Raw genomic sequence first — 21,630 nt, 5'->3', positions numbered from 1 at the left:
ATGGGTGTTCTCGACGAGATCGTCGCCGGCGTTCGCGTAGATCTCGCCGAACGCCAGGCGCGCCGAAGCCTGGACGAACTGGCGGCCACGGTGGCCGGGCTGCCGCCCACGCGTGACCCGATGCCGGCCTTTCGTGCCCAAGGGCTGGCCATCATCACCGAGGTGAAAAGGTCGAGCCCCAGCAAGGGCGCGCTGGCCGACATTCCCGATCCGGCAACGCTGGCCGCGCAGTACGCGGCCGGGGGAGCGTCCGCCATTTCGGTGCTCACCGAACGCCGACGTTTCGGGGGCACCCTGGACGACCTGGTGGCCGTCCGCGCCGCCGTCGACGTGCCGGTGCTGCGCAAGGACTTCATCGTCACCGACTACCAGTTGTGGGAGGCGCGCGCCGCCGGGGCCGACCTGGCGCTGCTGATCGTGGCCTCTCTCACCGACGCCGAACTGGCCCACCTGCTGGGCGTATGTCGCACGCTGGGGCTGACCGGGCTGGTCGAGGCGCACACCGCCGACGAGGTGCGCCGAGCGCTCGATGCGGGCGCCGATCTGGTGGGCGTGAACAACCGCGACCTGCAGACCCTTGAGGTCGACCTGCACCAGTTCGAGCGGCTGGTCGGGCTGATTCCCTCACACGTGGTCAAGGTGGCCGAGTCGGGCATTCTGACCACCGCCGACGTCGCCGTGGTGGCCCAGGCGGGTGCCGATGTGATTCTGGTCGGCGAGGCGCTGGTGAAGCACCGTGACCCCCGGCAGGCGGTGCACGACTTCATCGCCGCCGGCTCGTAGATCATGCAGTTGTTCGCCATTGAGCGAACCGGGCCGGGCCGACTCTGGACCGCGACGGCTCCGAACGCCGACGACCTGGCGGCCGACTTGCAGCACGCCCGCACGCAGGGTGCCGATGTGGTGGTCAGCATGCTCGGCACTCTGGAGGCACGGCTGCTCCGGCTCGCTGGTGAGGGTGAGGCCGCTGCGTCAGCAGGTCTGGCGTTCCACCGCCTGCCCACCACAGACTTCGGCACCCCCGAGAAGACGGCAGCACGTACGGTGGCAGAACAGTTGCGCGCCCACTTGGCGGCTGGCGAAGGCGTGGTCGTGCACTGTCGCGGCGGCGTCGGACGCTCGTCTGTGCTCGCAGCCCTGGTGTTGGGGCTCGAAGGGGTACCCGTCGATGAGGCGTGGCATCGAATCGGGTTTGCGCGCGGGTCGTCCGTGCCCGAAACGGTAGCGCAGCGTCGGTTCGTCGACCACTGCTTGGGGACGAACTGATTCTCGCCGGTCGCGCTTGATCCGTTGCGGTAGCGAAGCGCCGATTCTCGCCGGTCGAGCCTGTCGAGACCCTTTGCGGCGATGGGTTTCGACACGCTCAACCAACCGTCGGCGCCTTTGATCAGCTGGCCTTGCTCCCTGACTACTCGTGCACAGAAGACGGGGTTCGTGCCCGTCCGAGCGGCGACAGGCGAGAAGCGACTCACCTCCGTCGTCATTTCACGACCGTTCACCCGTCGACGGGTCGGCGGGCGAGCGGTGACGCACGGCACGGTCTGCGCTGCGTAGAGTGGGCAGTCCGCACTCACCGATCAAGGACGCGCCGTGTCGTTACCCGATGCCTCAGGGCATTACGAGCTCTTCGGGGGCAAGTACGTGCCCGAAGCCCTGTACGCCGCTCTGGCCCAGTTGGAGGCCGAGTTCGACAAGGCCATGGACGACCCCAGCTTCTGGGCCGAGCTCGACGACCTGCGCCGCAACTACGCCGGGCGACCCACCCCGCTGACCGAGGCCAAACGGTTCGCCAAGCACTGCGGCGACGCCACCGTGCTGCTCAAGCGTGAAGACCTCAACCACACCGGCTCGCACAAGATCAACAACGTGCTCGGCCAGGCGCTGCTCAGCAAGCGCATGGGCAAGACCCGGGTGATCGCCGAGACCGGCGCCGGCCAGCACGGCGTCGCCACCGCTACCGCCGCGGCGCTGCTCGGCCTCGAATGCCGGGTCTACATGGGCAAGGTCGACACCGACCGGCAGGCGCTCAACGTGGCCCGCATGCAGTTGCTCGGTGCCGAGGTGATCGCGGTCGAATCGGGTAGCCAGACGCTGAAGGACGCGATGAACGACGCCATGCGCGACTGGGTGGCCAGCGTCGACGACACCCACTACCTGATCGGTACCGTGGCCGGCCCGCACCCGTTCCCGAAAATGGTGCGCGAGTTTCAGCGGATCATCTCGACCGAGACCAAGGCCCAGGTGTTGGAGCGCTACGGACGGCTGCCGGACGCCGTCACCGCCTGCGTCGGCGGCGGCTCGAACGCGATGGGCATGTTCGCCGACTTCATCGACGAGCCGTCGGTGGAGCTGTACGGCTACGAGGCCGGCGGCGACGGGGTCGAAACCGGACGGCACGCGTCGGCCATCTTCGGTGGCTCAGTGGGCGTGCTGCACGGCATGCGCACCTACATTCTTCAAGACGACGACGGGCAGACCAAAGAGTCGCATTCGATCTCTGCCGGCCTCGACTACCCCGGCGTTGGGCCCGAGCACTCGTGGCTCGCGGCCACCGGACGGGCCCACTACGAGCCGGTCACCGACGCCGAGGCGATGGAGGCGTTTCTGCTGCTCACCCGCACCGAGGGCATCATGCCGGCCATCGAGTCGGCGCACGCCCTGGCCGGCGCGATGCGGTTGGGCCGACGTTTGGCCGCCGACGACGCCGAGGCGGCACCGATCATCGTGGTGACCCTGTCGGGCCGCGGCGACAAAGACGTCGACACCGCCATCAAGTGGTTCGGGCTCGACGGCTCGGCCGACGCCAGCGTGGGGGGCGAGGCGTGAACGCCGGCATTTCCGGGCTCGCTCTGCAGCGGGCCGCGGCCGAGGGCCGCAAGGCGCTGGTGGCCTACTACCCGGTGGGCTACCCCGACGTGCCGGGTTCGCTGGACGTGCTGCGCGCCCTCTGCGGCGAGGGCGACGAACCCGGTGCCGACCTGATCGAGATCGGCCTGCCCTACTCCGACCCGGTGATGGACGGGGTGGTCATCCAACGCGCCGGCACCAGGGCGTTGGAGCGCGGCGTGCGCACCTGCGACGTCTTCGCCGCTGTCGAAACCGTGGCGTCCACCGGCACCACCCCGGTGGTGATGACGTACTGGAACCTGGTCGACCGCTACGGGGTGGACGCCTTCGCCCGCGACCTGAGGTCGGCCGGGGGAGCGGGGCTGATCACCCCCGACCTGGTGCCCGACGAGGCGTCCGACTGGTTCGCCGCTTCGGACGCCCACGGCCTCGACCGCATCTTTCTGGTGTCACCCTCGTCGTCTGACGAACGCATCGCCGCCACCGCCGCGGCCTGCCGGGGCTGGCTGTACGCCACGGCGGTGATGGGGGTGACCGGCACGCGTGAGCAGAGCTCGTCCATGGCCCCCGACCTGGTGGCCAGCATTCGAGCTCTGGCCCCCGAGGTACTGGTGGGCGTCGGGCTGGGCATCAGCAACGGCGACCAGGCCGCCGCGGTGGCCCAGTTCGCCGACGCGGCGATCGTCGGTTCGGCGTTCGTCAAGCAGGTGCTGAACGCCGAAGAGGCCGGTGACGCGAGCGATCTGACCGGGCTGCGCACGCTGCTGAGCGATCTGGTGGCCGGCGTACGGCGATGAGACGGCTGGCGCGGTTGGTGCTGGCGGCCGTGGCCGCCGTGGCGCTGGCAGCCTGCGGCACGTCGGCGGCCGATGTGCGTCCGGTGGGCAGCGCCAGCGCGTCGAGGTACGCGGGGGCGGAACTCACCGAGCCCTACACCATGCCCGAGGCGACCTTCACCGATCATGACGGGCAGAAGTTCGATCTGCGCACCGGCAGCGACAAGCCGGTGGTGATCGTGTTCTTCGGCTACACCAACTGCCCCGACATCTGTAAGACCACGATGTCCGATCTGGCCAGCGCCTTGAACCGGGTGAGCCCCGAGACCAGGGCCAAGGTGCAGGTGCTGCTGATCACGGTCGACCCCCAGCGTGACACGCCGACGGTACTCAAGACGTACCTGGCCCGGTTCGACCCGAGCTTCATCGGGCTGAACGCCCCGCTCGACGAGGTCAAGAAAGTGGCCGCGACCATGGGCGTGGTGATCGAGGGCACCACCAAGACCGCCGACGGCTACGAGGTCACCCACTCCACCCAGGTGATCGGCTTCGACGCCGACCGCAAGGGCCGGCTGGTGTGGACGCAGGGCACGTCCATCGGCGACTTCAAAAACGACTTCGAGAAGTTCGCGGCGACCCAGGGCTGAGCTTCGCTGGTCGAGCTCGTCGCTGGTCGAGCTTCGTCGTTGGTCGAGCTTGATGCTCCTATTGGTGTCAAGCGGCGGTGAGGTATTCGCGGTAGGCGTTGCTGAGGAGGATGTCGGGACGGGTGCCGCGTTCGAGTTCGCTGATTCGGGTGGGTGCGGTGCTGAGGTGCTGGGCGACTTGGGTGAGGGTGAGTCCTCGTTGGTGGCGCAGGGTTCTGAGGTCGTCGGTGCGGGGTGCCGGGGTTGGGTGGACGAGGAGGTGCCAGGCCTCGCGGGCGATCGCTCGTTTCAGGCAGCGCAGGACGTCTTTCTTGCTTTTGCCGGCGGCCCGGAGTTTGGCGGCGTAGGTTTTCGTGCGTGTGTCGGTGGACAGGCGGACGAGCGCGATCTGGTGCAGGGCCCAGTTGCCCTGCCGGTCACCGCCTCGGTTGAGGCGGTGCCGGGTGGTTTTGCCGGAGCTGGCGGGGATCGGTGCGGCACCGCAGAGCGCGGCGAAGGATGCTTCGGTGCGTAGCCGGTCGGGGTTGTCGCCCGCGCTGATCAGCAGGGTCGCGGTGGTGATCACGCCGTAGCCCTTGGTGGCGAGCATCGTGGGTGCGGCCTGGATGGTCAGGGTGTGTAGTTCGGTGTCGATCTCGTCGATCTCGGCGGTGAGGTTCTGGTGGCGGCGGGCGAGGCGGCGTAACGCTTGCCCGGTCGCGGCGGACACGCTGGTGGTTGCGGGTCCGGGCCGGGTGGTGGCGAGGGTGTCGATCAGGCGGTTGCCGGTCAGGTCGGTGAAGCGGGCTTTGAGGGCCTCTGGTGCGGTGATCAGCAGGCAGGTGATTTGTCGGTGCGCGGCGACGCGGGCCTTCATCGCGGAGCGGCGGACCGCCATGAGTACCCGGATCTGCTCGACCGGCCCGTCGTTGGTTTTCGCGACCGGCAGGGTCTCGGGTTCGGCTAGGGCCTGCGCCGCGGCAGCGTAGGCGTCGATCGGGTCCGACTTCCCGCGCCGCCGTTGAGCGCGTTTGGGGCGGATCACCTCACGAATCGACACCCCTGCCGTAGCCAGGGACCGGGCAAGGCCGGCACCGTAGGAGCTTGTGCCCTCGATACCGATCAACCTGATCGCGCCGAACGACGCGACGAAACTGAGGAGTTGGTCGTAGCCTGCCGGGGTCGCGGGAACCTTCAGGTCCCCGAGCCGGGCACCGGTGCCGACGGCGAGCACGGCAACGTGGTGGGTGTCCTTGTGTGTGTCGACTCCCGCGACGACCGAGGTGTCGCGGCCAGTGGTGGTTGTTGTCATGATGGTGGAATGCCTTCCTGATGGTGGGCACGCCGGTCGGAGGCCGAGCAGACAAGACGTTGATGAGGCTGACCAGGCTCATATGAAGTCATGCAAGGCCTTCGACCGGCGCTCTCGCAGGTCACCCCACGGCAAGAGGGTCGTGGACGGATCAAACCCAAGGCAGACCCCTTCCGGGGGTACGCCAGTCGAGACCAGGGTCACACGCCCCCTTGCCGGGAGGCACTTACATCCTCTACGTCGAGACCTCTCGGTGGTCGCTTCGATTGCCGCGGAGCGGGGGGCCCTGTCCCGCCCTTGCGGGACTGCTCGGCCAGCGCCTCGCAGTGCGCAAACGCCCGACCACACCCTGACAGGGGCGCCCCCGCTCCGCTTTCAAGGTCCGATCAGCTCGGCGAGACGAAGAGCGCGCTGGTCGAGCTCGTCGAGACCCCGGACGGCCAGTCGAGAGATCCCGGCGTTCGCCAGGATGACGAAGAGCGCTGGTCGAGCTCGTCGAGACCTACGGACGGCCCGTCGAGAGATCCCGGCGTTCGCCAGGATGACGAGGGTCGCTGGTCGAGCTCGTCGGGACCCCGGACGGCCCGTCGAGAGATCCCGGCGTTCGCCGGGTTGACGAGCTGTCGAGACCCCGGACGGTTCTACAAGGGAGCACCCGCAGTTCTCGTCATTCCGGCGAACGCCGGAATCTCTCCCGACCCGCTCGCACAGTCACTGCATTCTCCACCGCGGGCACGTCCAGGTGGGTTTCGCCGATGGGGCAGTATGGGCGGGTGCTGTTGTCCATTCCGTCCCCGCCGATCAGCGGCTGGCAGATCGGCCCGTTCTACCTGCACATCTACGCGTTGTGCCTGATCACGGGCATGATCGCGGCCTGGATGATCGGCAACCGTCGCTGGCAGGCCCGCGGCGGTTCGCCCGACCAGTTCGAAACGATCGTGCTGGTGGCCATTCCGGTCGGCATCGTCGGGGCTCGCATCTATCACGTGCTCACCCACCTGGGCGACTACTTCGGCCCGGGCATCGACCCGTGGAGCGTGTTTCGCATCTGGGAGGGCGGCATCGCCATCTACGGCGCCATCGGCGGCGGTGCGCTGGCGGCGTGGCTGATGTGCCGGCGGGGGGGCGTGCGGTTCTCGTCGTTGGCCGACTCGCTGGCGCCCGGCATCGCGGTGGGCCAAGCGCTGGGCCGGTTCGGCAACTGGTTCAACCAAGAGCTCTACGGCCTGCCCACCGACCTGCCCTGGGGGCTCGAGATCGATGCGGCGCACCGGGTGCCCGGCTACGAGCAGTATTCGACCTTTCACCCGACGTTTCTGTACGAGTCGCTGTGGAACCTGCTGGTGGCCGGGGTGCTGCTCTGGGCCGACCGGCGCTTCCGGCTGGGTCGCGGCAAGGTGTTCGCGCTCTACGTCGCGCTGTACGGCTTCGGCCGGTTCTTCACCGAGGGCATTCGGCTCGACTTCAGCTACGACACCTTCGGCTCGATCAGGTTCAACCAGTTCGTCGCGGCGCTGATCTGCCTCGCCGGGGTGGCGATTCTGGTCTGGCTGGTGAAGTTCAAGCCCGGACGCGAAGAGTCGGTCTACCTGCCAGGTCGCGAAGCCCCACTCGACGAGACGGACGAGCCCGAGACCGGTGACGCTGAGCTGGACGCAGACTCGTCGGCCGAGCCCGACGGCGTCCCGCCTGCCGAAGTCGAAACGGACGATCAGAAGGCGCCCGCAGATACCGACTGACCGACGACCGGTCAGCGGCGGATCTGGCCCTCTTGGTAGTCGTCGGGATTCAAGCCCGCCGCCGTGAAGTCGTTGGCCTGCACGTTCCCCTGGGCGCCCACCCAGGTGCGGTTGCGCTCGTCCACGAAGTAGCGGTCGGCGCCGGCTTCGACCTGCACGTCGTCGCCCGACGCCGTGCGCACCGTCTCTTCTTCGCGTATGGCGTTGATGCTCTGGTGCTGCTGATCGAGCCCCGGTGCCCCGACGCCGTCGCCGACGCCGGCCACCGGTTGGTTCAACCGATCGAGGTAGGCATCGGTGGCGGCCTGCCCCATGGCCATGCGGTCGTTGTGCATCGCCGTGTTGGCCATACCCGCAGCGGCGATGTCACCCATGCGTTGGTTGTGGCCCTGAGTCATCACGTTCATCCACTGCTGGCTCTGCTGGGCGTTGATCGCCTGTTGGTTGGCGAACAACTGGTTCTCGCCGGCCTGCCACTGGGCATCGGTGCGCTCCGACAGCAGCGCGTGCAGCAGCAGCGCACGATCGGGACGGCTGCCGCCCACGGCGAAAACCGCGAACACGTCGGCCGCCCAGGTGGGTCCGAACGACGTGGTGGAGCACATCATCAGCGCCGCCACCGGGCGGCCCTGGTCGGTGAAGCTGAACTCGGCCGACGCAGCCGTGGGACGCACCTGAAAGCCGCGTTGGGCCGCCCGTTGCACGGTGTCGCGCACCAGGTCGGGCTCGTCGACGACTGCCCCGATCGTGAAGCCCGGCGCAGCGCCGAACCGCTGCTGCAGGTACTGCGGCAGAAACGTCTCGGCCGGCACGAAGGGCATCAACTGATGAACACCGGGTGTGACGAACATTCCCGACGACGGCTCATAGAACGCCGGCAGATCCGGGTCGTGCAGGCTGAGCCGCACCGACCCGTCCGGCGACACGGCCCGCACGGCCCGTCGGGTCAGCTGTCCCACCCGCAGCGTCCGGACGTCCCCCTGCCACCCCGCGGGTACTTCGAGGCTGAAGGCGCCTTCGACACTGTCCACCAACCGCTGCCATTGCTGCTCTGCCATGCGGCACAGGTTAGGTTGGGCGCCCGATGGAGTCGAGAGCCGAGACCCGGTTCGCGTCGTCCACCATGCAAGCACCCGTAACCTGCCCGCAATGGGCGGTTCTGTATGCTGCCACCGCGTGCAGCGTTGGCGCCGGACGGCGAACGCTTCGGCACCTCCGGCCCCCGACGTCCACGCCGGAAGATGAGGAGAACCCCTATGGCTCTACCCACCATGCCCGCTCGGCCAGCGGAAGGCCTGTACGACCCCTCGTTCGAGCACGACGCCTGCGGTGTGGCCTTCGTCGCCCAGTTGAGCGGTGAGGCCAGCCACGACATCGTGGCCAAAGGCCTGACCGCCCTGGAGAATCTCGACCACCGCGGCGCCACCGGTGCCGACGAGTTCGCCGGTGACGGCGCCGGCATGCTGCTTCAGGTGCCCGACGCGCTGTTCCGCGCCGTCGTCGACTTCGACCTGCCCGAGGCCGGGCACTACGCGATGGGTATGGCGTTTCTGCCCCAGTCGCCGGTGAAGCGCGCCCAGGCCAAGCGCACCATCGAATACATCGCCATCGAAGAGGGCCTGGACGTGCTGGGCTGGCGTTCGGTGCCCACCCGTGACAACACCCTCAGCCCGATCTCGCGCGACGTGATGCCGATCTTCGAGCAGTTGTTCCTCACCGCTCCCGGCAACCAGGCGGGCATCGATCTCGACCGTCTCGCCTACCCGCTGCGCCAGCGTGCCCGCGGCGAGGCGGGCGTCTACTTCGCCTCGTTGTCGGCGCGCACCACCGTGTACAAGGGCATGCTCACCACGCAGCAGTTGGCCGAGGTCTTTCCCGACCTCACTGACGAGCGCGCCGCCTCGGCCATGGCCCTGGTGCACTCGCGATTCTCGACCAACACCTTCCCCGCCTGGGAGCTGTCGCACCCCTACCGGTTGATCGCCCACAACGGCGAGATCAACACCGTCAAGGGCAACCGCAACTGGATGCGCGCGCGTGAGGCCCTACTGGCCAGCGACCTGATTCCCGGCGACTTCGAGCGGCTGTTCCCGATCTGCACCGAGGGCGGCTCCGACTCGGCGTCGTTCGACGAGGTGCTCGAACTGCTGCATCTAGGCGGCCGGTCGCTGCCGCACGCGGTGATGATGATGATCCCGGAGCCCTGGGAGAACAACATCGAGATGGACCCGGCCCGCAAGGCCTTCTACTCGTTCCACTCCTCACTCATGGAGCCCTGGGACGGCCCGGCGGCCGTCTGCTTCACCGACGGCACCCTGATCGGCGCCACGCTCGACCGCAACGGGCTTCGTCCGGGCCGGTACTGGGTCAGCGACGACGGCCTGGTGGTGTTCGCCTCAGAAGCCGGCGTGATCGACATTCCGCAGAGCAAGGTGATCGCCAAGGGCCGGTTGCAGCCGGGCCGCATGCTGCTGGTCGACATGGCCGAGCACCGGCTGATCGACGACGACGAGATCAAGTCGTCGCTGTCCGCCGAACACCCCTACGCCGAGTGGCTCGAGGCGGGCCGCATCGATCTGGACGAGCTGCCCGACCGCCAGCACGTGGTGCACAGCGCCGCCTCGGTGCTGCGCCGCCAGCAGGTGTTCGGCTACACCCACGAAGAGCTCAAGATCATTCTGGCGCCGATGGCCAACAGCGGCGCCGAGCCGATCGGGTCGATGGGCACCGACACGCCGCTCGCAGTGCTCAGCGACCGCCCCCGGCTGCTGTTCGACTACTTCGCCCAGTTGTTCGCGCAGGTGACCAACCCGCCACTGGACGCCATTCGCGAAGAGCTGGTCACCTCGCTCAGTTCGACCTTCGGCCCCGAGGGCAACCTGCTGCAGCCCGGGCCGGACTCGTGCAAGCACATCGTGATCGGCTACCCGGTGCTCGATTCAGACCAACTGGCCAAGCTGGTGCGCATCAACCGCGACGGCGGCATGCCCGAGTACGACACCCACGTCGTGCGCGGCCTCTACCCGGTCGAGGACGGTGCCGAGGGCCTGAAGAACAAGCTGGCCGAGTTGTGTGCCGAGGTCACGGCGTCGATCGAACGCGGCTGCCGCACCATCATTCTCAGCGACCGGCACAGCAACGCCGACCTGGCGCCGATTCCGTCCTTGCTGCTCACCGCCGCGGTGCACCAGCACCTGGTGCGCGAGAAGATGCGCACCCAGGTGGGCCTGATCGTCGAGGCCGGTGACGTGCGCGAGGTGCACCACGTGGCGCTGCTGGTCGGCTTCGGCGCGGCCGCGGTCAACCCCTACCTGGCGTTCGAGTCGGCCGAAGACCTGGCCCGCCGTGAATGGCTGGTCAAGGTCGAGCCCGACAAGGCCGTGGCCAACGTGCGCAAGGCGCTGGGCAAGGGCGTGCTCAAGGTGATGAGCAAGATGGGCGTTTCGACCATCGCCAGCTACACCGGCGCGCAGATCTTCGAGGCGCTCGGGCTGAGTTCCGAGTTCGTCGACGCCTACTTCACCGGCACCACCAGCCGCATCGAAGGCATCGGTCTCGACGAGATCGCCCGCGGCATCGCCGCGCGGCACGCCGTGGCCTACCCGCCCGACCGCATCACGCTGCCGCACCGCACGCTCAACGTGGGCGGTGAGTACCAGTGGCGCCGCGAGGGCGAACCGCACCTGTTCGACCCCGAGACGGTGTTCCGGCTGCAGCACGCCACCCGGGCCAAGCGCTACGACATCTTCAAGGCCTACACCGAACGGGTCAACGACCAGGCCAAGCGGCTGATGACCCTGCGCGGCCTGCTCGAGTTCAGCTCAGACCGCAAGCCGGTGCCGATCGATCAGGTCGAACCGGTCAGCGAGATCGTCAAGCGGTTCTCGACCGGAGCCATGTCGTACGGCTCGATCTCGCTCGAGGCGCACCAGACCCTGGCGATCGCCATGAACCGGCTCGGCGGCAAGTCGAACACCGGCGAGGGCGGCGAAGACGTCGACCGGCTGTACGACCCCGAGCGCCGCTCGGCGATCAAGCAGGTGGCGTCCGGACGGTTCGGGGTGACGTCGGACTACCTGACCAACTCGACCGACATTCAGATCAAGATGGCGCAGGGCGCCAAGCCCGGCGAGGGGGGCCAGCTGCCCGGCCAGAAGGTGTACCCGTGGGTGGCCAAGACCCGGCACTCGACGCCGGGCGTCGGCCTGATCAGCCCGCCGCCGCACCACGACATCTACTCGATCGAAGACCTGAAACAGCTGATCCACGACCTGAAGTGCGCCAACCCCGTCGCCCGGGTGCACGTGAAGCTGGTCGCCGAGGTGGGCGTCGGCACGGTCGCCGCCGGCGTGAGCAAGGCGAAGGCCGACGTGGTGCTGATCTCGGGTCACGACGGCGGCACCGGCGCGGCGCCGCTCACCTCGCTCAAGCACGCCGGCGGCCCGTGGGAGCTCGGCCTGGCCGAAACCCAGCAGACGCTGCTGATCAACGGCCTGCGCGACCGCATCGTGGTGCAGGTCGACGGCCAGCTCAAGACCGGCCGCGACGTGGTGATCGGCGCCCTGCTGGGTGCTGAGGAGTTCGGCTTCGCCACCGCGCCGCTGGTGGTGTCGGGCTGCGTCATGATGCGGGTCTGCCACCTCGACACCTGCCCGGTCGGCGTCGCCACCCAGAACCCTGAGCTGCGGGCCAAGTACTCCGGCCAGGCCGAGTACGTGGTGACCTTCTTCGAGTACATAGCCGAAGAGGTGCGCGAACTGCTGGCCGCGCTGGGCTTCCGCTCGATCGAAGAGGCCGTCGGCCACGTCGAGGTGCTGCAGGCCCGGCAGGCGATCGACCACTGGAAGGCGCGGGGCCTCGACCTGGAACCGATTCTGCACTGGGTCGACACCGACGGGCCGCTGCACCGGATCACGCACCAGGACCACGGCCTCGACACCAAGCTCGACGTCAAGCTGATCGAGCTGGCCCAACCGGCCCTCACCGAGGGTGAACTGGTGCGCGCCGACCTGGCGGTGCGCAACGTCGACCGCACGGTGGGCACGATTCTGGGCCACGAGGTCACCAAGGCCACCCGCGGCAAGGGCCTGCCCGAAAACACCATCGACCTCACTCTGCGGGGTACGGCGGGGCAGAGCTTCGGCGCATTTCTGCCGGCGGGCATCACGCTGCGGCTGGTCGGCGACACCAACGACTACTTCGGCAAGGGCCTGTCGGGTGGCCGGCTGATCGTGCGGCCCGCCGACGACGCCGCGTTCGTGGCCGAGGAGCACATCATCGCCGGCAATGTGATCGCCTACGGCGCCACCTCGGGTGAGCTCTACATTCGGGGCAAGGCCGGCGAGCGGTTCTGCGTGCGCAACTCGGGTGCCACCGCGGTGGTCGAGGGCGTGGGTGATCACGGCTGCGAGTACATGACCGGTGGTGAGGCCATGGTTCTCGGTGGCACCGGACGCAACTTCGCCGCCGGCATGTCGGGTGGCGTCGCGTTCGTGCTCGACCTCGACCGGGGCCGGCTGAACACCGAGATGGTCGACCCGCTGGAGCCGTCCGAGGCCCAGGTGGCGCGCATTCGCGAGCTGCTGGTCAAGCATCACGAAGAAACCGGTTCTGCGGTCGCGCAGCGGCTGCTCGACGAGGCCGATCTGGCTGCGCGGTTCACCGTGGTGATGCCGCGCGACTACGCCCGGGTCGTGGCCGCACGTGAAGAGGCCGAAGAGGCCGGGCTCGACGAAGAGGCAACCACCGCGATGATGATGGAGGCCGCGCATGGCTGACCCCAAAGGTTTCATGACGACGCCGCGCGAGGTGGCCTCGCGCCGTCCAGTGGCCGAGCGTGTGCACGACTGGCACGAGGTCTACCCAGAGTCGCCCGGCAAGGCGGTGTTGCCGATCATCACCAAGCAGGCCGGACGCTGCATGGACTGCGGCATTCCGTTCTGCCACCAGGGCTGCCCGCTGGGCAACCTGATTCCCGAGTGGAACGACCTGGTGTGGCGTGACGACTGGCGCGGCGCGACCGACCGGCTGCACGCCACCAACAACTTTCCCGAGTTCACCGGACGGCTCTGCCCGGCCCCGTGTGAAACCGCGTGCGTGGTGGGCATCAACCGCGAGCCGGTGACCATCAAGAACGTCGAGGTGGCCATCATCGACCGGGCGTGGAGCGACCGGCGCGTCACCGCCGTCACCCCCGAGTGGCACACCGGCAAGACCGTGGCCGTGATCGGCTCGGGCCCGGCCGGGCTCGCCGCGGCCCAGCAGTTGACCCGTGCCGGGCACACCGTGGTCGTCTACGAGCGGGCCGACGCCATCGGCGGCCTGCTGCGCTACGGCATTCCCGAGTTCAAGATGGAGAAGGCGGTGCTCGACCGCCGGCTCAAGCAGATGCGCCTGGAGGGAACCGTGTTCAAGCCGGGCCGCCGCATCGGCGGCGACGGCGACCATTCCGGCCACGACCTGCTCGAGCGGTTCGACGCGGTGGTGCTGGCGATCGGCTCGACGGTGGCCCGCGACCTGCCGGTGCCGGGCCGCGAACTCGACGGCATTCACCAGGCCATGGAGTTCCTGCCGCAGGCCAACCGGGTCGCGGTGGGCAAAGAGGTCGAGAACCAGATCACGGCCACCGGCAAGCACGTGGTGATCATCGGCGGCGGCGACACGGGCGCGGACTGCCTGGGCACGTCCACCCGGCAGGGGGCCGCCTCGGTCACTCAACTCGAGATTCTGCCGAGGCCGCCCGAGCATCGTCCGGCGAACCAGCCATGGCCGACGTACCCGATGACGTTCCGCATCAGTTCGGCGCACGAAGAAGCCGGCGACCGCGTGTACGCGGTGTCGACCAGCGAGTTCGTCGGCGACGAGAACGGCAAGGTCAAGACGCTGCGGTTGAGCGAGGTCAGCTTCAACAACGGACGGTTCGAGCCGGTGCCCGGCACCGAGCGCGAGATTCCGGCCGAGCTGGTGCTGCTGGCCATGGGCTTCGTCGGCCCCGAGAAGGCGGGCCTGGTTGAGCAACTGGGTGTCGATCTCGACCCGCGCGGCAACGTCGCGCGCGACGAGAACTACGCCACGTCGGTGCCGGGCGTGTTCGTCTGCGGAGACGCGGGGCGTGGCCAGTCGCTGATCGTGTGGGCGATCGCCGAAGGCCGCTCGTGCGCGAACGGCGTCGACGCCTACCTGCAGGGCAAGTCGCGGCTGCCCAAGCCGATTCTGCCCACCGAACGTCCGATGATGGTCTGAAACTCGGCCGATCCAACCGGCAGCCGCCCCGATTGCGCCGTGATCGGGCGGCTGTCACCATGTTGCGCCAGGGGCACGCTTCACGCCCATGCCACGCAACCGGAGGCCCCATGCCCAAGCTGAAGAAGCTGCTGAAGAAGGCGGTGGCGATGACGCCCCTGCCGTTCCCCGACCAGACGCCTGCGAAGAACCCGTTGACCGAACCGATCCAGCTGGTGCACGAGTACATCCGCGCCTGGGACGCCAAGGACGCCGAGGCGATCGGCCGGCTGTTCGTCGAGGACGCCGATTTCATCAACGTCGTCGGGTTATGGTGGACCGGTCGCCATTCGATCGTGAAGGCGCAGCAGTTCGGCTTTCAGCACGCCTTCGCCAATGCGACGATCAGCATCAGCAAGGTGACCCAGCGCTTCCTCGGCGACGACGCCGCTGTGGTGGCGGCACAATGGCAGATCAGCGGCCAGGTCGATCCCGACCGTCAGCCGGTCGACCCCCGCCGCGGGGTGATCAGCGCCACGCTGGTGAAGCTCGCCGACGGCACCTGGCTCGGCGTCAGCTGCCAGAACACCGACATTGCGATGGCCGCCGACACCTTCGTCTCACGTGAGGGAAGACTGACGGCGACCAGCTACATCAAGGGGCCCTCGCCCGAAGAGGTCGCGACGGCAGAGTTGGTCGACGACTGAGGGTCACGTCATTTCGGCGCTCATCGTCATTCCGGCGAACGGAGTCATCTCCCAACCCGCACCAAGCAACCCGAGGTACCGATCGCCGCGTGCTCCGTCATTCCGGCGAACGCCGGAATGTCCCCACCCGCGCCGAGAGCCAGTCCCTCGGCCCGGCGTCGCTGTCACTGAGGCGTCGGGTCCGGTTGGGAGATCCCGGCACTCCCCGGGGGTGGGGGAGCCGGTTGGGACCCCCGACCCTCGACGGCTGTCAGGTGTCGCACGCCGTGTGCGCAATTTCGCCCATTGATCGCACCCCGCCAGCACCGCGACACTGCTCCCAGCATTTCGGGAGGCGATGCACCTGACGGCTGCCTGCGCGCTCCTGATTACCGAAAGGGGGAGCCGATGGCCGCATTGCTCAAGACCACCGAGGCCGACCCCACTGTGCCCGCAGCACTGTGGGCCGATCACCTCTCCGGCTTCGACAAGCCGGCCAGGCCGCGTCGGACGCGTCCGGCGCCGGCTGCCGCCCAGGCCGAGGTCGAGACCCTGCTCGCCACCGATCCCGACGCCGCCGCGGCTGCGCTTGCCCGCCACGTCGACCGCTTCGCCGGCAACGCGACCTTTCTGCTGTGGGCCTCGCAGACGTTCAGCGAACTCGCCGCCGCTCGACCCTCCCACGGCCTGCCCGACCGCACGCTGGCCACCGAGGCCTGGGCCGCGCTGTTGTGCACCGTGGTGCTGCCGCCCGGCGACGACGACCAGGGCCTGCGGCTGATCGACCGGCCGACGGGCTCTACCTGCGCAGCGCCCGGTTGCGTGGCCAGACGGTCGCCCGGGCGTTGTTGGCCCGGTCGGGCGACGACCTCGACCTCGGCCCCAAGCTGCGGCTGGCGCTGCTGGCCGGCGACGACCGGCTGGCCGAACGGCTGCTCAGCGAACCGCTGACGGCCGACGAGCCGTGGTGGACCAGCGTGCTGGCCGCCGTGCTCGCCCTGCGCACGGGCCGGGACGCCGACGCGAGCTCAATGCTGGAGCAGGTGCTGACCACCCGCCGCCACGACATGGACCTGCGGGTGCTGCAGGCCCAGGCCGCCCTGTTCAGCGGTGACCACCGCGGCGCCCTCACCGACGCACTGGCCTGTACCGCCGCCATGCCCGACCATCTGCTGGCCCGGGTGCTCAAGGCCGAGTGCGAGTTCGAAGGTGCTCTGGCCCGCGGTGCGAACACCGAGGCCGACGACCGGTCGGCCGAGAGCGCTCAGCAACTCATTCAGGCCGCCCTCGACTACCGAACGGCCGCCGACCTGCACCTGTCGACCCGCCGGTACCTCGAAACCGGCACCTCGGACGGCCCCGTGGGCTCCGAGCCGCTGTCGCCGCGGCTGTTCGAAGAGGTCTGCCGGCGCGGCGTGCACGCGTGCATCACCGGCCAGGAGGAACTCGACCGGCTGGGGCTGCGCCGCGACGGGGGGCTCCGCGGCGCGGCCCGCCACCTGCTCGCGCACCTGCGCACCATCGCTCACCCCTGCTGCGGGGTGCCGCGCTCGGGCGTGGCGCTGTGGTGGCACAACCTGCGGCATCGGCGCGACAACGACGAGGCCAGGCGGCTGGAGCTGTTGCTCGACTCGCACGACAGTTACGTGCGGCGGGGCCGCTGGCAGTCGGCCGGGTTCGCGCTGGTGGGCGTCGCGGTGTTGGTCGTGGCGCTGTTCAACCTGCTGCCGCCGCCCGAGAGCGACGCGATTCGCGCCACCCTGCTCGCGGTCGGGGTGCTGCTGGTGCTGATGCCGACCGCCCGCTCGCTCAAGATCGGCGCCGTCGAACTGCAGCGACCCGAGGTGGAGCGTCCGCAATTCGGCCGTAGCAAGGCGTTGCGCACCAGTTCGCTGTTGCAGCGCGGGTACCAGTTCAGCTCCTTCGCCCTGCCGGCCACCCCAGACTCCGGACGCAGCCGGCGCGACGTGGTCGAGGCCGACCTGTTTCGCTGACCACCCGTCATTCCGGCGAACGCCGGAATCTCACCACGTGACCCACGAGCGAAGGACGGCGCTCGGCCCACCGTGCACCGTCAGCCTGCCAGCACCGCATCGGCCACGTCGATCAAACGCCGCCGCAGTTCACCCGCCCGAGTCGCGAACACTCGCTGCGCCGCCACATATTCAGCCTTGCCGGCAGCGGTTTCGATGGCGACGGGGGAGTAGCCCCACTCGCGCAGGTCGTAGGGCGAGGCGCGCATGTCGAGTTCGCGAATCTCGCGAGCCAGCGCGAAGCAGTCGGCGATCAGTTCGGCCGAGGTGAAGGGCGCGAGCTTGTAGGCCCACTTGTAGACGTCCATGCCGGCGTGCAGGCAGCCGGGCTGCTCGTTGCGCGCCCGGGTGTCGAACGTGGGCCGCTTCGTGTTGAGGTCGACCGCCTCGGGGGTGAAGAACCGGTAGGCGTCGTAGTGGCTGCACATGATGCGGTGGCTCTCGACCACCTCGTCGCTGCCGGCGTTGCCCAGCCGCAGCGGCACCCGGTTGTGCCGCACCTGGTCGGGCCGCTGCCGGTACACCATCGCCCACTCGTGCAGTCCGAAGCAGGCCAACGCCGGCGGGCGCCCGTCCGTTGCCACCAGCAGGTCGCGAATCTGGTGCACCTGGTCGGCGCGACGCAGGGGCAGGTCGGGGTCGATGAAGGCACGGTCGCCGGCCACCACGTAGCCGCGAACGGCGGCGACCTCGTCGACATCGTCGGCCAAGGCGATGCCCCAACCCGGGTGCCAGGTGAGCAGCGCCTTGGGTCGGTAGGAGTAGTACGTCCACAAAAAGTCGTCCACCGGGTGGGCCACGCCCCGCGAGCGACGATCCAGGTACGGCTGCGTCCACGCGCTCACCCGCGCACCATGCGCCTCGGCCAGCGGACGCCACGCACGCTCGGGCAGCACGCCGCTGCTGGTCTCGACCGTCATCGCACCTCCCCTTCGATGGAACCACTGCCCGCCGTCGACGGCAAACCCTGGAAATCGGTCGGCGCCATCCTTCACGATGAGTCCATGAGCGAGGGCAAGCGCTGGGCGGGTCTGCTGCGGGCGGTGAACGTCGGTGGCCGCACACTCAAGTCGGCGGCGCTCAAGAAGTCGGCGCTCGACGCCGGGTTCACCGACGTGACCACCCTGCTGGCCTGGGGCAACGTGGTGTTCACCGCCACCGGTACCGAGCAACGGGTGCGCAAACGGCTCGAACAGGCGATCGCGGCCGATGCGGGCTTCACCGTCGAGGTGCTGCTACGCAGCAAGACTCAGCTGCAGAAACTGCTGGACGCCAACCCGTTTCCCGACGGCGACGGCGCCCATGTGGTGATCAACTTCCTCGACGGTGCCGCGCCCGCCGGGCTGGCGGACCGGCTGGCGCAGGTGCCCGGCAACGAACGGCTGAAGGTGGCCGGGCACGAGGTGTGGGTCGACTTCGTCGACGGCATCGGACGCTCCAAGCTCGCGGCGAAGCTGCCCGCCCTGGTCAGGCCACGGCTGGTCACCGGGCGCAACCTGAACACGCTGCGCAGGCTGGTCGAACTGCTGTAGCGGATGGTCAACGTCCGCAATTCCTCCTACCGTGCGGGCATGGAACACACCGACGAGCTGACCCGATGGCTGCTGGATACCGATCCGGCGCTGCGCTGGCAGGTGCAGCGCGACCTGCTGGGTGCTGACGAAGGCACCTGGCGCGCCACTCGCACGTTAGTCGCCACCGAGGGCATGGGCGTCGCACTGCTGGCCGAACAAGACCCCGACGGGCAATGGGCGGGCGGCTCGTACTTTCCAGCAGCCGGCCACCCGACCGCCTGGGTGAAAGGCCAACAGGGGCAGCCGTGGACGGCCACCACGTGGTCGCTGAAGACCCTGCGCGAGTGGGGTCTGGACGCGGCGGCGCTGGCCGGCACGGCCGAGAAGCTCGACCGCAACTGTCGCTGGGACTACGACGACCTGCCGTACTGGGCCGGTGAGGTCGACGCCTGCATCAACGGCTTCACCCTTGCCACCGGCACCTGGCTGGGCGCGGACGTCTCGGGCCTGGTGCGCTGGTTCGCCGATCATCAGCTCGCCGACGGCGGCTGGAACTGCGAATGGGTGGAGGGCTCGACGCGGTCGTCGTTCCACTCCACGCTGAACGCGCTCGAAGGGCTGCGCTACCGCCAGGCGCACCACGACGCCGACGAGGGCATCAGCGCGATCAGGGCTCGCGGCGAGCAGTACCTGCTGGAGCGTCACCTGCTCAACCGGGCCAGTACCGGCGAGCAGGTCGGGCCGTGGGCCACCCGGTTCGGGTACCCCTTCCGCTGGCGCTACAACGTGCTGGTGGCACTCGACTACTTCCGCCGGGCGTCCGAGTTGCACGGCACCGCGCCCGACCCACGGCTGGCCGAGGCGGTCGAGATGGTTCGGGGCCGACGGCAAGCTGACGGCACCTGGCTGCAGGAAGACCACCTGCCCGGCCAGGAGTGGTTCGTGATCGACGTGCCGGTGGGGCGGCCGTCGCCCTGGCTCACGCTGTACGCGCTGCGGGTGCTGCGCTGGTGGGACGGAGAGTCCGTCGATCACAGATGAGATCCCGGCCTTCGCCGGGATGACGGGTGAGGCTCGTCTTCCGGTCGCCGTTTCCGACGGTGCACACGCGAATCTCAAGACCGTCGCCCATCGAGCCCGGGCCACTCCCGCCAACCGTCATCCCGGCGCACGCCGGGATCTCAAACTGCCGCCCATCGAGCGAGCGCCACCAGTGCCGTCCGCTTCTGCTTCGATGAACACCATGAGTGGGCAACCCTGGTCGGTCGAGACGATGGCGGTGGTGGCGGGACGTCCCCCGCATGAGGCGGGGGCGCCGGTGAGCCCGGCGATCGAACTCACCAGCACCTACCGCTCGTGGGAGCCGTTCGGCGGCACCGATGCAGGCGTCTATACACGCATGAACAACGCGAACTGGCGCGACCTCGAAGCCGCCGTCGGCGCTCTGGAAGGCGGCACGGCACTGTGCTTCGCCTCAGGCATGGGTGCCGGCGCGGCGCTCTTCGACCTGGTGCCCGCCGGCGGCCGGGTGGTGATGGCCGACTCGTGCTACGGCTCGATGCTGTCGCTGGCCGGCCAGTTGTCCACAGCTGGACGGTTCTCGCTCACCCTGGTCGACATCAGCGACACCGACGCTGTGGTCGCCGAACTGCCCGGCGCCGATTGGCTGATCATGGAGTCGCCGACCAACCCGCTGCTGCAGGTGGCCGACCTGCCGGCGCTGTGCGAGGCGGCCCGGGCGGCCGGCGCGAAGGTCGCGGTCGACAACACCTTCGCCACGCCGCTGCTGCAGAACCCGCTGGCGCTCGGAGCGTCGGTGGTGATGCACTCGGGCACCAAGTACCTGGCCGGGCATTCCGACGTGGTTCTGGGCGTGCTGGTGGCCGCCGACGAGGCACTGCTGCAGCAGCTGCGCTCCTACCGGGGGCTGCACGGCGCGATTCTGGGCCCGATGGAGGCCTGGCTGGCCCTGCGCGGCCTACGCACCCTGGCGGTGCGCGTCGAGCGCCAACAGGCCACCGCCGGCGTGCTGGCGAAACGCCTGCACGAACACCCCGCCATCAGCCTGGTGCGCTACCCGGGCCTGGCCAGCGACCCCGGTCACGAACGCGCCAGGGCCCAGATGCGCGGCTTCGGCGCCATGCTGTCGATCGAGCTGGCCGGTGGCGTGCATGCGGCGGACGAGCTGGTGCAAGGGGTGCGGCTCTGGGTGCCGGCCACCAGTTTGGGCGGAGTCGAATCGCTCATCGAGCGGCGCCGGCGCATACCGGGCGAGCCCGAAACAGTGCCCAAGAACCTGGTGCGCCTCTCTGTCGGGCTGGAATCGGTGGACGACCTCTGGGCCGATCTCGAACAGGCGCTGGACGGTCTCGGCCAGTAGGCCGCGAACGAGGTGCGTGCATGCGTCGAGATGGGGGTCTCCGTCATCCCGGCGAAGGCAGGGATCCCCCGTAGCCCGCCGCGTCAGTCACGTCTGAACGGTTGCGCCTGGCGACGCTGCTCGCAGACCCGCTGGTGCGCAGGCTGCGCGCCGAGAACGCGGTGCGGCGGCTGGTCACGCGTGCATCCGCGGGCGTTCAGGTGCGCGAAGACACCCATTTCGAACGCAGCCGGGCGATGCCGCCGGTGCGCCACGCGGTGCTCGAAGCGGGCCGGCGACTGGCCGCGGCGCAGCTGATCGACACCGCCGACGACGTGTGGTTTCTCACCTGGCCCGAACTGCAGGCGCTGCCCGACCCGGGTGCGACGCCGTCCGGGGGTGCTGCCCTGCGGGCCAGCGTCGAGCGGCGCAAGGCTGCCTGGCAGCGACTCGCCGGGTCTCGCTGATCGCCACGACCACCCTGTACCCGCGCCGCGACGACGCCGAGGCTCTGGTC

Annotated in this window: 18 protein-coding genes; 15 read left to right on the top strand and 3 right to left on the bottom strand. The window is 69.1% G+C overall.

Annotated features, from left to right (window positions below; translation table 11 throughout):
- From trpC to MPLG2_RS04940, 5 genes are all read left to right on the top strand, one after another.
- A complete protein-coding gene (trpC, locus tag MPLG2_RS04960; protein WP_105185188.1) occupies positions 1-783 on the top strand; it encodes an indole-3-glycerol phosphate synthase TrpC in 783 nt (260 codons plus the stop codon).
- Between the two features lie 3 nt (positions 784-786).
- The gene (locus MPLG2_RS04955) at positions 787-1,266 is read left to right on the top strand and encodes a protein-tyrosine phosphatase family protein (RefSeq protein ID WP_105185187.1); all 480 of its coding nucleotides are present in this window, start codon (positions 787-789) and stop codon (positions 1,264-1,266) included.
- A gap of 324 nt (positions 1,267-1,590) precedes the next feature.
- Positions 1,591-2,826, top strand: coding sequence for a tryptophan synthase subunit beta (gene trpB, locus MPLG2_RS04950; RefSeq protein ID WP_105185186.1), 1,236 nt, complete (start codon positions 1,591-1,593; stop codon positions 2,824-2,826).
- Entirely contained in the window at positions 2,823-3,644 is an 822-nt protein-coding gene (gene trpA, locus MPLG2_RS04945) for a tryptophan synthase subunit alpha (protein WP_231935817.1), read from the top strand. Before trpB ends, trpA begins: the two co-directional genes overlap by 4 nt.
- Positions 3,641-4,270 carry an SCO family protein gene (locus MPLG2_RS04940; RefSeq protein WP_105185185.1) on the top strand — a complete coding sequence of 210 codons (630 nt, stop codon included), beginning with the start codon at positions 3,641-3,643 and terminating at the stop codon, positions 4,268-4,270. The genes trpA and MPLG2_RS04940 overlap by 4 nt, the downstream gene beginning before the upstream one ends.
- Positions 4,271-4,337: 67 nt before the next feature.
- Here the strand turns inward: MPLG2_RS04940 and MPLG2_RS04935 are convergent, their stop codons facing one another.
- Positions 4,338-5,561, bottom strand: a complete 1,224-nt coding sequence (locus MPLG2_RS04935; RefSeq protein ID WP_105185184.1) for an IS110 family RNA-guided transposase — start codon at positions 5,559-5,561, stop codon at positions 4,338-4,340.
- 755 nt (positions 5,562-6,316) lie between these two features.
- On the opposite strand from MPLG2_RS04935, the gene lgt reads away from it, so the two are divergent.
- Positions 6,317-7,300 (top strand): prolipoprotein diacylglyceryl transferase, encoded by a 984-nt coding sequence (gene lgt, locus MPLG2_RS04930; protein WP_105185183.1) that lies wholly within the window; start codon positions 6,317-6,319, stop codon positions 7,298-7,300.
- Positions 7,301-7,311: 11 nt separating this feature from the next.
- Here the strand turns inward: lgt and MPLG2_RS04925 are convergent, their stop codons facing one another.
- On the bottom strand, positions 7,312-8,358 hold the full coding sequence (locus tag MPLG2_RS04925; protein WP_105185182.1) for a hypothetical protein: 1,047 nt from the start codon (positions 8,356-8,358) through the stop codon (positions 7,312-7,314).
- Between the two features lie 198 nt (positions 8,359-8,556).
- On the opposite strand from MPLG2_RS04925, the gene gltB reads away from it, so the two are divergent.
- From gltB to MPLG2_RS04900, 5 genes are all read left to right on the top strand, one after another.
- Complete coding sequence (gene gltB, locus MPLG2_RS04920; protein WP_105185181.1) at positions 8,557-13,077, top strand: glutamate synthase large subunit; 4,521 nt, start codon at positions 8,557-8,559, stop codon at positions 13,075-13,077.
- Positions 13,070-14,542, top strand: coding sequence for a glutamate synthase subunit beta (locus MPLG2_RS04915; RefSeq protein ID WP_105185180.1), 1,473 nt, complete (start codon positions 13,070-13,072; stop codon positions 14,540-14,542). The genes gltB and MPLG2_RS04915 overlap by 8 nt, the downstream gene beginning before the upstream one ends.
- A gap of 110 nt (positions 14,543-14,652) precedes the next feature.
- On the top strand, positions 14,653-15,228 hold the full coding sequence (locus MPLG2_RS04910) for an SgcJ/EcaC family oxidoreductase (RefSeq protein WP_158680886.1): 576 nt from the start codon (positions 14,653-14,655) through the stop codon (positions 15,226-15,228).
- 387 nt (positions 15,229-15,615) lie between these two features.
- Positions 15,616-16,158, top strand: coding sequence for a hypothetical protein (locus MPLG2_RS04905; protein WP_105185178.1), 543 nt, complete (start codon positions 15,616-15,618; stop codon positions 16,156-16,158).
- Positions 16,053-17,201 carry a tetratricopeptide repeat protein gene (locus MPLG2_RS04900; protein ID WP_158680885.1) on the top strand — a complete coding sequence of 383 codons (1,149 nt, stop codon included), beginning with the start codon at positions 16,053-16,055 and terminating at the stop codon, positions 17,199-17,201. The genes MPLG2_RS04905 and MPLG2_RS04900 overlap by 106 nt, the downstream gene beginning before the upstream one ends.
- Before the next feature lie 80 nt (positions 17,202-17,281).
- Here the strand turns inward: MPLG2_RS04900 and MPLG2_RS04895 are convergent, their stop codons facing one another.
- On the bottom strand, positions 17,282-18,160 hold the full coding sequence (locus MPLG2_RS04895) for a 3-methyladenine DNA glycosylase (RefSeq protein WP_105185176.1): 879 nt from the start codon (positions 18,158-18,160) through the stop codon (positions 17,282-17,284).
- 84 nt (positions 18,161-18,244) lie between these two features.
- Between MPLG2_RS04895 and MPLG2_RS04890 the strand changes: the two genes are divergently transcribed.
- The 4 genes from MPLG2_RS04890 to MPLG2_RS19305 all read left to right on the top strand — a co-directional run bounded on the left by MPLG2_RS04890 (position 18,245) and on the right by MPLG2_RS19305 (position 21,580).
- On the top strand, positions 18,245-18,772 hold the full coding sequence (locus tag MPLG2_RS04890; protein ID WP_158680884.1) for a DUF1697 domain-containing protein: 528 nt from the start codon (positions 18,245-18,247) through the stop codon (positions 18,770-18,772).
- A gap of 39 nt (positions 18,773-18,811) precedes the next feature.
- Entirely contained in the window at positions 18,812-19,795 is a 984-nt protein-coding gene (locus MPLG2_RS04885) for a squalene cyclase (protein ID WP_105185174.1), read from the top strand.
- Positions 19,796-19,997: 202 nt separating this feature from the next.
- Positions 19,998-21,134, top strand: coding sequence for a trans-sulfuration enzyme family protein (locus MPLG2_RS04880; protein ID WP_197710088.1), 1,137 nt, complete (start codon positions 19,998-20,000; stop codon positions 21,132-21,134).
- A gap of 101 nt (positions 21,135-21,235) precedes the next feature.
- Entirely contained in the window at positions 21,236-21,580 is a 345-nt protein-coding gene (locus tag MPLG2_RS19305) for a hypothetical protein (RefSeq protein WP_231935815.1), read from the top strand.
- Positions 21,581-21,630: the final 50 nt, after the last annotated feature.

The sequence above is a fragment of the Micropruina glycogenica genome, from assembly GCF_900289045.1.
Lineage (GTDB): Bacteria > Actinomycetota > Actinomycetes > Propionibacteriales > Propionibacteriaceae > Micropruina > Micropruina glycogenica.
Note: the sequence above shows the minus strand (reverse complement) of the source record. Positions and strands in the feature narration are given on the sequence as shown.

Excerpts from the sequence above, each read along its gene's own strand:
- trpC (WP_105185188.1), top strand. The coding sequence starts at position 1 with ATGGGTGTTCTCGACGAGATCGTCGCCGGCGTTCGCGTAGATCTCGCC.
- MPLG2_RS04955 (WP_105185187.1), top strand. The coding sequence starts at position 787 with ATGCAGTTGTTCGCCATTGAGCGAACCGGGCCGGGCCGACTCTGGACC.
- MPLG2_RS04940 (WP_105185185.1), top strand. The coding sequence starts at position 3,641 with ATGAGACGGCTGGCGCGGTTGGTGCTGGCGGCCGTGGCCGCCGTGGCG.
- MPLG2_RS04935 (WP_105185184.1), bottom strand. The coding sequence starts at position 5,561 with ATGACAACAACCACCACTGGCCGCGACACCTCGGTCGTCGCGGGAGTC.
- lgt (WP_105185183.1), top strand. The coding sequence starts at position 6,317 with ATGGGGCAGTATGGGCGGGTGCTGTTGTCCATTCCGTCCCCGCCGATC.
- MPLG2_RS04925 (WP_105185182.1), bottom strand. The coding sequence starts at position 8,358 with ATGGCAGAGCAGCAATGGCAGCGGTTGGTGGACAGTGTCGAAGGCGCC.
- gltB (WP_105185181.1), top strand. The coding sequence starts at position 8,557 with ATGGCTCTACCCACCATGCCCGCTCGGCCAGCGGAAGGCCTGTACGAC.
- MPLG2_RS04915 (WP_105185180.1), top strand. The coding sequence starts at position 13,070 with ATGGCTGACCCCAAAGGTTTCATGACGACGCCGCGCGAGGTGGCCTCG.
- MPLG2_RS04910 (WP_158680886.1), top strand. The coding sequence starts at position 14,653 with ATGCCCAAGCTGAAGAAGCTGCTGAAGAAGGCGGTGGCGATGACGCCC.
- MPLG2_RS04905 (WP_105185178.1), top strand. The coding sequence starts at position 15,616 with ATGGCCGCATTGCTCAAGACCACCGAGGCCGACCCCACTGTGCCCGCA.
- MPLG2_RS04895 (WP_105185176.1), bottom strand. The coding sequence starts at position 18,160 with ATGACGGTCGAGACCAGCAGCGGCGTGCTGCCCGAGCGTGCGTGGCGT.
- MPLG2_RS04890 (WP_158680884.1), top strand. The coding sequence starts at position 18,245 with ATGAGCGAGGGCAAGCGCTGGGCGGGTCTGCTGCGGGCGGTGAACGTC.
- MPLG2_RS04885 (WP_105185174.1), top strand. The coding sequence starts at position 18,812 with ATGGAACACACCGACGAGCTGACCCGATGGCTGCTGGATACCGATCCG.
- MPLG2_RS04880 (WP_197710088.1), top strand. The coding sequence starts at position 19,998 with ATGAGTGGGCAACCCTGGTCGGTCGAGACGATGGCGGTGGTGGCGGGA.